Source organism: Acidiplasma sp. (assembly GCF_038728925.1).
GTDB lineage: Archaea > Thermoplasmatota > Thermoplasmata > Thermoplasmatales > Thermoplasmataceae > Acidiplasma > Acidiplasma aeolicum.
The window spans coordinates 26,399-37,845 of the sequence record NZ_JAVYSZ010000015.1 but is presented as its reverse complement, the minus strand read 5'-3'; the positions used below and the strand labels follow the sequence as shown (position 1 = coordinate 37,845).

At 34.7% G+C, this 11,447-nt stretch carries 12 protein-coding genes; 8 read left to right on the top strand and 4 right to left on the bottom strand.

What is annotated here, in order from left to right; translation table 11 throughout:
* The first annotated feature begins 26 nt into the window (after window positions 1-26).
* Window positions 27-656: a helix-turn-helix domain-containing protein gene (locus QXW15_RS06410; protein ID WP_048101956.1), complete on the top strand. Its 630-nt coding sequence runs from the start codon at window positions 27-29 to the stop codon at window positions 654-656.
* A 5-nt stretch (window positions 657-661) separates the two neighbouring features.
* On the opposite strand, the gene QXW15_RS06405 is transcribed toward QXW15_RS06410, so the two are convergent.
* Both QXW15_RS06405 and QXW15_RS06400 read right to left on the bottom strand, forming a co-directional pair.
* A complete protein-coding gene (locus QXW15_RS06405) occupies window positions 662-1,435 on the bottom strand; it encodes a hypothetical protein (protein WP_048101955.1) in 774 nt (257 codons plus the stop codon).
* Between the two features lie 14 nt (window positions 1,436-1,449).
* The gene (locus QXW15_RS06400) at window positions 1,450-3,660 is read right to left on the bottom strand and encodes a 4Fe-4S binding protein (RefSeq protein WP_342790188.1); all 2,211 of its coding nucleotides are present in this window, start codon (window positions 3,658-3,660) and stop codon (window positions 1,450-1,452) included.
* A gap of 88 nt (window positions 3,661-3,748) precedes the next feature.
* On the opposite strand from QXW15_RS06400, the gene QXW15_RS06395 reads away from it, so the two are divergent.
* A complete protein-coding gene (locus QXW15_RS06395) occupies window positions 3,749-5,251 on the top strand; it encodes a hypothetical protein (protein ID WP_048101953.1) in 1,503 nt (500 codons plus the stop codon).
* Between the two features lie 4 nt (window positions 5,252-5,255).
* Here QXW15_RS06395 and QXW15_RS06390 read toward each other — a convergent pair whose 3' ends face one another.
* Window positions 5,256-5,459, bottom strand: coding sequence for a hypothetical protein (locus QXW15_RS06390; RefSeq protein ID WP_048101952.1), 204 nt, complete (start codon window positions 5,457-5,459; stop codon window positions 5,256-5,258).
* A gap of 275 nt (window positions 5,460-5,734) precedes the next feature.
* Between QXW15_RS06390 and QXW15_RS06385 the strand changes: the two genes are divergently transcribed.
* Both QXW15_RS06385 and QXW15_RS06380 read left to right on the top strand, forming a co-directional pair.
* The gene (locus QXW15_RS06385; RefSeq protein ID WP_156150330.1) at window positions 5,735-5,902 is read left to right on the top strand and encodes a hypothetical protein; all 168 of its coding nucleotides are present in this window, start codon (window positions 5,735-5,737) and stop codon (window positions 5,900-5,902) included.
* 134 nt (window positions 5,903-6,036) lie between these two features.
* Window positions 6,037-6,240, top strand: a complete 204-nt coding sequence (locus QXW15_RS06380; protein ID WP_048101951.1) for a hypothetical protein — start codon at window positions 6,037-6,039, stop codon at window positions 6,238-6,240.
* A 2-nt stretch (window positions 6,241-6,242) separates the two neighbouring features.
* Here QXW15_RS06380 and QXW15_RS06375 read toward each other — a convergent pair whose 3' ends face one another.
* Window positions 6,243-6,989, bottom strand: a complete 747-nt coding sequence (locus QXW15_RS06375) for a DUF929 family protein (RefSeq protein WP_048101950.1) — start codon at window positions 6,987-6,989, stop codon at window positions 6,243-6,245.
* A 236-nt stretch (window positions 6,990-7,225) separates the two neighbouring features.
* On the opposite strand from QXW15_RS06375, the gene QXW15_RS06370 reads away from it, so the two are divergent.
* Genes QXW15_RS06370 through QXW15_RS06355 form a run of 4 tightly spaced genes read left to right on the top strand, consistent with a single transcriptional unit; the run spans window position 7,226 to window position 11,421 of the window.
* Window positions 7,226-9,727 (top strand): cbb3-type cytochrome c oxidase subunit I, encoded by a 2,502-nt coding sequence (locus QXW15_RS06370; RefSeq protein ID WP_048101949.1) that lies wholly within the window; start codon window positions 7,226-7,228, stop codon window positions 9,725-9,727.
* Between the two features lie 11 nt (window positions 9,728-9,738).
* Window positions 9,739-9,978: a hypothetical protein gene (locus tag QXW15_RS06365; RefSeq protein ID WP_048101948.1), complete on the top strand. Its 240-nt coding sequence runs from the start codon at window positions 9,739-9,741 to the stop codon at window positions 9,976-9,978.
* Window positions 9,975-10,589 carry a sulfocyanin gene (locus QXW15_RS06360; RefSeq protein WP_048101947.1) on the top strand — a complete coding sequence of 205 codons (615 nt, stop codon included), beginning with the start codon at window positions 9,975-9,977 and terminating at the stop codon, window positions 10,587-10,589. The genes QXW15_RS06365 and QXW15_RS06360 overlap by 4 nt, the downstream gene beginning before the upstream one ends.
* A 10-nt stretch (window positions 10,590-10,599) precedes the next feature.
* Window positions 10,600-11,421 (top strand): cytochrome-c oxidase, encoded by an 822-nt coding sequence (locus QXW15_RS06355; protein WP_048101946.1) that lies wholly within the window; start codon window positions 10,600-10,602, stop codon window positions 11,419-11,421.
* The last annotated feature ends 26 nt before the right edge of the window (window positions 11,422-11,447 follow it).

Sequence of the window (11,447 nt, the reverse complement as noted above, 5' to 3'; positions counted from 1 at the left end):
TATTAAGTATTTGTTAATAGAGAGCAATGGACGTCACATATATTTTTAAATATGACAGATGCTTTGCATCAAATTTAATACAGAACTATCATATTAAAATGAGGTTAATTAGCAGGAGCTGGGACACTGATCAGCTCATGGAAACGGTATCAATATATTCAGAATCACCGGAAATAATAAATAAAACAGCAGATTTTTTAAAAAATTACAATGATTTTGAGCACATAGATATACTGGACAGGACAAAAAATACTGTAACATTCAGGGTAACTGTAACCGCCTCATGCCCCATTATTGATGTCCTAAAATCATCGCTTGTAAAAAATAAGAAAAATCCGCTTATAGAAAGAATAGACTATAAGGGCAACACTCACTGGAAGGTTGAGGTGGATAACTGTGCCAAGGTTGACAAAATTGCGGAAATACTAAGGGAGAAATATAAAATAGAGGACGTTGATGTAAAAATACACAGGGGTAGAAAATCAGATACAAAAAGCCTCTATGTACTAAAGCAGGCATATGAAATGGGATACTTCGATGTTCCCAAAAGAATCGGCCTTGATAAGCTTTCAGAGGAACTCCACATACCACAGACAACACTTAATTTGATGCTAAGAAGGTCTTTAAGGCAGTTAATAAATGAAAATTTAAAATAATTTTTTTAAAATAGTGTTAGCTGAAATATTATTGACATTAGAATAAATATTGTAAATAGCTGATGAATGGGTACAATTGCTCCGGGTCTTGATGCTGATTTGTTCACAGAGACAAATACAATAATTCCCACTATAATCTGTACTGCTATTATAATTAACGCGATGCTGTACCTGTAATAAAAGAATGAAAGCGAAAACAGGAAAAGTAACACGGCAATACCATGAATGCTCCATATCCACTGTGATTTGGTTTTTGGAAATCTGAAATAGCCTATGGGTCTCTGATATCCACGCTGGCCGGTTGTCATCCCGCCCATGAATATAACAAAGAAGAAGAAGTATAAGGGTATGTTATGCTCAATTAACTGAAGTTCATTGCCATAAAGGCCTGTAACTATTAATAGGTATGTAATTCCAGTGGAATATGCAAGTATGTCATGAAGGCCCTGAACCAATGCCGGTGCCTTACCTGCAAGGGTGTAAAGTGTTGCCATACCAAGCAGTGCTGTTATAATTACCAGTATTAATCCTGTTATTTCCAGTGCCCTTGGAACAAGTATAACCATAATAACCGCATTTATTCCGAGCAGTGTGGCCAGTATCCTGTGCCACACCTCAGGATCACCGGCCTTGGCCTTAACCGGCATATCCCTTGTATATGGCCAGTTGGTTCCAAGTGATAAACCATAACCATAGCCCTCCACAGTACCTCCAACAATTACTATTCCAAAGGCAAGTATTACCTGAAATATAAAATAATAATATAATATTTCATTCATTTTAACACCCTAATTTATTTTTTTGTTATAATGTTTTGCTGTTTCATCTCACTCATGGCACCTGAGCTGCTTTCATGTTTATTTGCAATTTTCAGTTTTTCCCTTACAAAATTCCTGACATCATAAAAATATATGTTATTGTATGGGCATGCCCTGATGCAGTCACCTGCACCAACACATTTTACACTTTTAAAATATCCATTTTCAATAAAATCATCTGGCATTGTTGACAGGCCCACCTCGCATGAGCTTGCACAGTCCCTTGTTGTGCAGTTCTTGCAAATATTTTTATCTTTTACCTTAAGCTTAAAAAATCCAAGAACGCTAAATACACCCGCAAGTGTTCCTGTGGAGCACCAGCCATATTTTCTGCACGGACTCATGCCGGTGAATGGTATGGATATAAAGAATATGTACCATAGTATATCCCACATAAAATAGGAATAAAATACTGAGGGGTCTATTCCATAAATGCTAAAAAACAATCTTCCAGTACTTGTGTAATAGTATGAAAACAATGACGCAAGTATTGCCAGAATCCATGACATGGAGGCTATTGATAGAACAGTATTGCTGAAGTATTTACCAGACTCCTTTTTACTTAATTTTGATTCATAATTATACTTAACCATGGCCTGTCCAAGTGAACCACCATACATTACTGCTGCAGGGCATAGTGTCGAACAGTATGATCTTCTCCCAAAGAGAAGTGCCAGAAAGGCATAAAGCACATATGATCCAATTAATGGTAAAACAAGATAGGGATATAGTGCAGCCTCGTAACCTGTGCTTAACCATAATGGTAATTTATTGTACCATATCGGATTTAAAAAGTTTGGCCCGGCAACTGTGTATATTGCAAACGCAGTAAGGGCAAATGCAAGGTTGATCTTTTTTCCCCGGTCTGCAAGTTTCCTAATTCTGGATATAACAAGTGCCCCCATTTCAAGACCCATAATTATTAAAAATGGTGGAGATTCAGTTATATAACCAATAATATAAAAAATTTCAATAAATATTGATACTGGTGTGAATTTATAAACGCCTCCCGCCATATCATATAATACAAGAAAGTTGGAAACGCCAGTTGTGGCAGGCACAAACGGTGATATAAATTCCCTTAATACTATGTGTACATAAACGCTGGTAACAGAAACACCACTATATACCGGCACGGTATCTATGAATCTGTAAAATGGAACATAATCATATGTGGCAAAATCCATTGATGCGGCCATCAAAAATTCTATTATAAATGATGAAAGAAGCACAAAGAATATTAAATTTCTGGGTTTGGCAGCCCTAACCTTTCTTGGAATTTTTTCCTTATTTTCAGGCAGTGCCTTATTAATATTTTCAAGGAACATGCTGTGATAATAATACCACATTCCAAATATTATACCCATGGCATAAAATATCCATACCAGCCCAAAGGGTTTTAACATTATTGTTCCCAAAAATGTTCCTATGCCCATAAAAAGGTAATCAATAAAAATCATTTTTATATGGTATGCATCTTTTTTTGGCATTAGAAGCCTGTGCGATGCAATATACTCAAGAAAAATTACCATAAATATTATCATTATGGCCATTTCCAGAACACCGCCAATAAAAACAAAATCGTTATTACCAAGTATGGTGGGGGAAACTAAATCCATGGTGAATATTGATATTGCCGCATATTTGTGCATACCCTTGGGCTTGTAAACAAAATAAAGCACTGCCATTTCAACAGTCATTGGGACCAGAAAATATATTGTGTTAATTCCATAGCTTAACGCATAAACAAATGAAAGAGAATAAAATATATGGTAATAATCAAAATGTATTATTATTGGATTAAACAGGTAATACAGAAAAATACCCATAGAAACCTCATTCCATATAATTAGACCTGTAAAGGAAACGCCAATGGCCCTTGTAAGCCCCTTTCTGGATAATCCCCCATGGATAACACCTATAAATGTGGCAACAAGCGGCTGGGTCATTAATGCCATGCCTATAACGAAGGCGGTGGCAGTGTTCAATAAGCTTCTTGTGGTTGTTATATAAAAGGTTAATGCGTTGAGCATGCTGGCCATCATTGCGGTAAATATGCCTATTGAGGCCAGTTTTAAAAATGATATTGTAAATTTATTTTTTAATACATACGCAAATACAGCTGACACATAGGCAACCATAACCACAATGGTTATGATTCCCAATGTAAATGTCAGGGAATTCATATATCAAAGATTTAAAGATGATATTATTAATTATTTATAGAATAGTTTCTATAAATAAGTTTATTGAAAATTATACATATGTGATTTTATGAAGAGGGAGGTAGTCGAGAGTCTATTGATTTCAATTTTTACAGCTTATCTTTTCTTTTATTCATTTTATACCAATGTTTTTGTAATTTTCAGTAATATATATTACCCATCAATCTATCAGTTTTTATTTTTTATAATTCCTTACGTGGCCCTGCCATTACTGGTATTTTTTAGAAAGAATTCTATTATTGATAGAATTTATTTATATTTTTTATTTATTGGCCTTGTAACATTCATTGTGCTACTGGCGACTTATATTGTATATATAATGTATGAAATAATAATATTCCTTATAATAGCATTTTACGCTGATATTATTGAAGAATTATATTTTAATAAAAAAAGAAGTTTATTTTACCGTGGTGCCGGATTTATATCCATTTTAATCGCAATGCTATTCATATCAAAGTTTCTTGTTATATCAACACCAGTGGAACCAACAAAAATAGTTGTTGATTCAATATATGCAGATTTTCCAATTGAAAAAGTACCATACTTCTTTTATTATGGAATTATAATGAGAATAAATTATCTTTATTTCACCACTTCAATTCAATCAATAGTTCTTTATATTATACTTGCCGCGCTGCTTACTGAAAATTATTACATGATATTTAAAATAGTTAGAAACAACTCCGTTGCAAAAAACATGATAAGCCCAACATTAACCGGCGGTATATCTGCATTAAGCTGCCAGTGTGAGGGGTTAACAGCAACCTTACCAACAATAGCGGCTGCACTAGCCACAGCAGTTAGCACCACACTACTAAGTGAAAGCATTGTCCTGCTTTTATTGAGTAATTTTATGCTTACAGTATTTCTAAACAGGAAAACTCAGATAAAAATTGTATCACAGATAAAAAATATCAGGAATAGCAATATATTTCCAGTTATGGCAATATTTTTTATATTAATTACTCCAATTGCTGAAATTTTTGGAATTTATTTTAAACTGGAATTATTATCATTAATATTCTTCTTCGGAATAAACATACTTATGTTTGTTGCCGGTATATTTTTTATGTATGTCCTAACAAAAATAGGTGTCCAGCCCAGAATACAAAGTAAATATCTAATAATTTCACTAATAATTTTTTCAAGCATAATTATGTTTATCTGGTTTATACCGTATTTTACAGCCCTGGCATATACATATTATAATATATTCCTCTTAATGAACCTTATGGCATTTGTCTCAGGTTTCATAGTTTACCTTATCTATTCAAATATTGATACATTAAAGCGTGCATATGTTGAATACAATGCAATGATGTTCAGCATGACTGCCCTAATAATTTTTTACATTGCATTAATAGAAAATACCACTTTATACCCATTATATGGAATAGAGCAACAAATTATATTTTCAGCAATTTTATGGGCAACGGCATTGCCTTTTATGTGGTTAAGCACAATAGATACACTTTACCAGTATTCTGTACCAAAAAACTATTACCTAAAAAATTCCAAGAAAAAATCAAAAAACTTTTCAGAAGATTAAAAAATCATTTAAATTTTATCCTGTCATTTAGTCCATACTCAGAAAATCCTATGGCTGTAAATGCAAGGCCTATAATGAACAGTCCGGCACCCACTATTTCCACATATAATGGATATGGTACAGTATTCAGATAACCCTGGATGAAGGTACCAAAGCCGGCTATTATTAGCAATATTCCGGTCATCAACAATGTTATTGTTCTTACCATTTTTATCCCCAATACTAAAATTTTTTTTGCTATATAAATTTAATCCAGATTATAAATTAAAGATGATACATTTGTGATAAATATATTTGATTAACGCAAATATATTTATGAATTAGAATAAATAAAGTCCAAATAATTTATTTTATTACATATTACTTACTTTTTATATGAAAAAAATATTTAAAATTATATAAATACAACTGGTAATAATTTATTTCGATTTATAGAATATATTCTTTAATAACATATTTATTCAAAAAAATCATAATTGAATCATGATATCAGGCTTAATACTAAAAAATTTAACAATGCTTGTGAGTGGTTTACAGCCAGCTGCCTATAATCCTAACGGTCCGTTATTTATACCAATAATTATGGGTACAGTAACATTGGTCGCAATAGGGGCAACAATATTCGTAAAATATTTTGTGTTAAGGCGTTAACTTATTTTTTTATTTAACATTAACGTAATCATTTTGTCAAATTCACCTTATAATTTTATATTTTATCTCAAATTTTGGTTATTTAACAATAAATAATCATAAAATTTATATATAATTTAAAAATATTGTTAATTATGGTAGGATTAAAAATATTTAAAAAAAGTTCACAAAATGGTGTAAATGCCGGGAAAAATCTTAAAACTGTTCTTGGTGCATCATCTGTTATAGGAGGATTTTATGCATTAAGCTATGATGTGGATTACTTTCTACTGGCAGTTGGTATTGCATTTGTTGTTGCCCTTCTGGTACTGAAATTTAAAAATAAAAATAATGCATAAGTTTATTCTACCTTTTCAATATAATTTTTTAAACCAGCAACTGCCTGTGTTATTGTTGGGTCTTTAATATTCTGCATTACCTTTTCTGGAGTTTCATTACTAAGTGCACTTGGTGATATTAGTGCACCATTGAATATATATGCTCCTCCAGGTCCAGTTATAATGCTAACAGTGTTTATATGTGCTGGTATGCCATTACCTGCACTTAAATTGGCGCTTGTAGAATCTGTTCCAGATATGAGGACCTCAGTTGTGTATATTTTTATATCATTATATACATTTGATGGGACTTTTGCTTTAATTTCATTAAGTCCCTCATTTATTAGGTTTTGCCCTGTTAAATTTTCTTTATACAAATAAATTGGTATGAAGTGAATCATTCTTCCATTTAATGTGAAATTATATTCTGAGTTTGTAAATATTACACCTGGTGTATTATTATAAATATATGATGATGATGAGTTAACATATGTGTAATTCTTAGTACTACCAATAAGACTGTAATATGCCCATGAACTTGATGCTCCATTTGGGCTTCCGTTCCACGTGATAAAATAAACGTTTATTGAACCCCCGCCAACCAGATTTTTTGTGGAAATCTGGCAGTAATTGTCTATTTTAATATTTTCCTCTGTTGGATTGTAATGGAGATCAAAATCTATGGATAATGCTACAATGACTATTAAAAAAACAATGAAGAAAACAAGCATTTTTCTATTTATTTTAGGTTTATCGCCATCTGGTTCCATTGAAATTTAATTTAAAGATGTTATTTATACTTTGCTGAATATTGAGACTAAATATAACTATTAGAATATGTTTTTGAATATAATATTACGAAAAGAATTATTAAATTTAAAAAATCATATTATTTTGATATTTTCACATAGCATTTCATATTTTTTATTTGAATTATAAAAGAATATCTAATTACGTGAATATATTCTATAATTAATTTTATAATTAGATAAAAAATATACAACACATGGATAGCGCAAGCGAAGCAGAATATGAATATAACAACAAGATTTATAATTCTGTGAAAGGCTGGATTTTTACAACTAACCATAAACAGATTGGAATTTTATACATACTGACATCACTGGTTTTCTTTATTGGTGGCGGTGTGTTGGCCTTACTTATGAGACTTCAGCTGGCAATACCAAGATATGATCTTGTCAAGTACAGTCTCTTCTCAGGCCGTTTTCTTGATGCATTACAGTACAACCAGCTTGTCACAATACACGGATTAACAATGCTTGTATGGTTCCTTGGGCCACTTGGGACTGGTTTTGGTATTTATTTAATACCGCTGGCAATAGGTTCCAGGGATATGATATACCCCAGAATAAACGCACTTGGGTACTGGCTTTACCTTTTCAGCGGCATACTTCTATGGATCGGCTTTTTTATGCCAGGCGGTAACCTTGATACGGGATGGACAGTTTATCAGCCCTTATCATCATTTAAATTCACCCCTTATCTGGGAGCTGATACTGCCGCAGCTGCAGTGGTGGTAAGAGGTCTTGGTACCATAATAGCATCAACAGAAATTATTGCAACTGTATTTAAGGCAAGGGCCAGAGGATTAAGAATGATGAATATGCCGCTATTTGTCTGGGCAGTATTCTGGGTGGCGGCCATATCCTGGTTTATATTCCCTGAAATAACAGCCCTGTTCTTTATACTTGTAGTTTCCAACGTTTTAGGTTTATCCGGATTTATATCCACCTATGGAGGAGCATTAATGTGGGAGAACCTGTTCTGGTACTTTGGGCACCCTGAGGTATATTTATTACTCTTACCCGGAACAGGGGCCATGTTTGATTATTTATCAAATCTTGGCCATAAAGCACCATATCTTAAAAAATGGATGATAGCAGCAATGGGAGCAATATCAGTTGATGGTGTAATGGTTTTCCTGCATCACACATTCATGACAGGTATAGTATTTGCATGGCTAATGGCCACAAGTATATTCACTGAATCAATATCCATACCAACAGGAATGATGATAGTTGGAATTATAGCAACATTACTGGGTGCAAAACACAAGTTCCAGACTCCTGTATTATTTGCCCTTGCCGCATCAACATCATTTATGATTGGTGGGGTTACAGGGGTTACCCAATCATCATTAGCCATTGATACAATAGTCCATGGTGATTATTATGTGGTGGCCCATTTCCACTATTTCATGGTTGGTGTTGCTGTTATGGCCCTTATGGGCAATCTTTACTATTACTTCCCAAAATTCACAGGAAGAATGTACAGCGAAAAGCTGGGCAGGCTTCATTGGGCGTTTGCATATCCCGGTGTCAATATCCTCTACTTCCCAATGTTCTTCCTTTATGATCTGCCAAGAAGGGTATATACATATCAGTCTGGGTTTGGATATACCATATTTAATGAGATATCAACAATAGGGGCATTCATATTTGGGCTATCATTCCTTATAATGTTTGCCAACTTTGCATGGTCACTTAAATATGGAAAAAGGGTTACAGAAAATAACCCATATAAGGCCACGGCTGGATTCGTCTGGTTTACCACAACACCTCCAAAATATTATAACTTTGATTATGAGCCATATGTTGGTGGCGCAGATAACAGGGATCTTTTATTGGATGAAACAAAACCAATAAAACCAAGTAAGGTTGAGTTATCCTCAAGACCCATGCTTATTGCAGGTGGTGTGGCACTTGCCTTCTTTGGAACAGTTGTTGCATTAATGGGCTATAAGCCATACGCATTTGGATCCTATTTCGCATACATAGGCTTTGCAATAGTGGCAGTTGCTTTAGGCTTATTTGCATGGGGAGGTATTGGCTGGATGTACGATGACTACAAACTAAGGTCTCCAAATGTACCGCCTATGTATAAGAAAGACCCTGTTACAAAGGGATTCAACAACATGAGGCTTGGAATGCTTATATTCCTTGCAGGAGATATGATATGGATGGCAACATTCTATGGAACCGTGGAATGGTTAAAACTGCAGACCATCTCACCATATGTTGAGGGAAACGATCCCACAACCTTCTTCTTCCCTGCCATGGCAACAGTATATAATGTAATATCAATAATAACAATAGGCATAGCAGCTTTATTCGCATACTTCGCACTCCGTGGTGCAATAAATAAAAAGGCATCAGCATCATCAACTTATATGACAATTGGGGTAATATTTGCAATAATATACCTTATCACAGCAATAATTTCACTTGAAACAATGAATGCAAACAGCGTGCTGGCACTTGCAGCCACCGGAACAAATCCGGTTACATCAATGTTCTGGTTAATATCATTAATGGACGTAACATTCTCATTAGGTGTTATAGCCGTTATGATAAAGTATATCATAAGTGTCAGCAAGAGTAAAAAATTCCTTTGGGGAAGGGTGGCTACAAGCGCAGATATACTAATGTGGTTTGTGGCATTTGTATTCCTTACAAGTGTATTCACAACCATAGCGTTTATAGCATGAGGTGATATAAAATGACTGAAAATATAAAAAATGATAATATATTAGGGCAAAAGGCTGAAAATGTTACTGCTGAAAAACATACATATTCAAATGAAATCTCGGATGAGGAACTGCATCTGTCCGATGATGACTTTGATTGGAAGGAGTACAGCATATGGAAGAATCCATATGCCTTGGTTGTTATAATAATAGCCATATGGTTTTCACTATGGCTATTTATTAATGTGTTCATGGGCAGGTGGTTTTCATGAAGCCAATACAAAAGGCAGCTGTAGCCGCACTTATTGTGGCCATTATATTAATTGCTGCTATGGGTATAACCGCATTTGCATACCACCCAATGAATACAGTGATGTCAGATCAGGGCCCTGTAAACCATAAAGATTTACCATACTATAATACAACGGTAAATGGTAAAAAAGTTGAGGTGGTCAATCTCTCACTGGCTGCATGGGGGCAGGGTAATGGTTATCCTGATGCATATCCATACAACTTTAACGGTACATCCTATGGTGCAATGACCATATACTTACCAGCAAATGCTGATATACATGCTAAAATGACCAATTATGAGGTTAAACCGCATACATTAAAGATTGAACTTCCGTATCCGTCACAGTGGAAGAGAGGACCTATATGGGCCCATACATCCGCCCATGTGAAGAAGGTCATTAACAGTACTGGTTCAATACTCCCAATTTGGTATGGAAATGTTGCACATTCCAAATCAATATGGTGGAATGATACACAGGCCGGTAATTACTGGATAGTGTGTGGATTAACCACCCATGCAGAGGCAGGAATGTATGTATATGTGATAGTTAGTTCAAATGTTACTGTACCATACTATACAATAAAATGAGGTGTGAAAAATGTTTAATATACTAAATATATTGCCAAACGCATACCAGCTCATTCCCAAAGGATCAATTACCGGGGCAGAAATAACATCAATATATCTTGCTTATATAATCCCCGGCATAGTTATAGGTGCAGGATTCGCCTTCTGGTATATCTATGTGTTCCTTAAGAGCTGGAAAAGGCATGAGGAATTTGACGAAAATGCCCCTTATAACCCTGATGAGGATATGAGACCTGGAAGAATAGAAAACATAGAACGTGGGAATAAAACAATATTTAAGGTCTTCGTTCTCTTTGTGGTGATTGTTTTAATATCACTGCTGGTATATGACTTACCACCTGCATACGGTATAAGGGTTGCCGGGGCTGCACCAAGTGCTCCAACCGATAATCATCATTACCTTGATATAGACGTTGTGGGTTATCAGTGGCAGTGGATATTCATATATCCAAATGGTTCATCCACAAGGCACTTTGCTGTACTGCCTGCTAACACACCAATTCAATTTAATGTGACCAGCGTTGATGTCATGCACTCGTTCTATCTAATAAATGTAACAAAGGTTGATGCCTTCCCTGGGCATTATAACTACATATGGACAAATATTACAACACCAGGCCTTTATCATTTCGAGTGCGTTGAGTTATGTGGTCTTGGGCATGCTCATATGAGGGGACCTGCATTTGTATTACCATACAGCCAGTGGAAAACGTGGGAGAGCCAGCAGAAACCTGGTGAAATGAATGAAACATTTGTATACAATGGCGTAACATACTCATACGGGCCAACACTATATGGTGCAACTCCAACACCACCATCTGCTGGAGATTAAATTATTTTTTTATTTTATTTTTAACG

What these genes read in the sequence shown, in the direction of transcription:
- QXW15_RS06410 (WP_048101956.1), top strand. Translation starts at nt 27, where the DNA reads ATGGACGTCACATATATTTTTAAATATGACAGATGCTTTGCATCAAAT.
- QXW15_RS06405 (WP_048101955.1), bottom strand. Translation starts at nt 1,435, where the DNA reads ATGAATGAAATATTATATTATTATTTTATATTTCAGGTAATACTTGCC.
- QXW15_RS06400 (WP_342790188.1), bottom strand. Translation starts at nt 3,660, where the DNA reads ATGAATTCCCTGACATTTACATTGGGAATCATAACCATTGTGGTTATG.
- QXW15_RS06395 (WP_048101953.1), top strand. Translation starts at nt 3,749, where the DNA reads ATGAAGAGGGAGGTAGTCGAGAGTCTATTGATTTCAATTTTTACAGCT.
- QXW15_RS06390 (WP_048101952.1), bottom strand. Translation starts at nt 5,459, where the DNA reads ATGGTAAGAACAATAACATTGTTGATGACCGGAATATTGCTAATAATA.
- QXW15_RS06385 (WP_156150330.1), top strand. Translation starts at nt 5,735, where the DNA reads ATGATATCAGGCTTAATACTAAAAAATTTAACAATGCTTGTGAGTGGT.
- QXW15_RS06380 (WP_048101951.1), top strand. Translation starts at nt 6,037, where the DNA reads ATGGTAGGATTAAAAATATTTAAAAAAAGTTCACAAAATGGTGTAAAT.
- QXW15_RS06375 (WP_048101950.1), bottom strand. Translation starts at nt 6,989, where the DNA reads ATGGAACCAGATGGCGATAAACCTAAAATAAATAGAAAAATGCTTGTT.
- QXW15_RS06370 (WP_048101949.1), top strand. Translation starts at nt 7,226, where the DNA reads ATGGATAGCGCAAGCGAAGCAGAATATGAATATAACAACAAGATTTAT.
- QXW15_RS06365 (WP_048101948.1), top strand. Translation starts at nt 9,739, where the DNA reads ATGACTGAAAATATAAAAAATGATAATATATTAGGGCAAAAGGCTGAA.
- QXW15_RS06360 (WP_048101947.1), top strand. Translation starts at nt 9,975, where the DNA reads ATGAAGCCAATACAAAAGGCAGCTGTAGCCGCACTTATTGTGGCCATT.
- QXW15_RS06355 (WP_048101946.1), top strand. Translation starts at nt 10,600, where the DNA reads ATGTTTAATATACTAAATATATTGCCAAACGCATACCAGCTCATTCCC.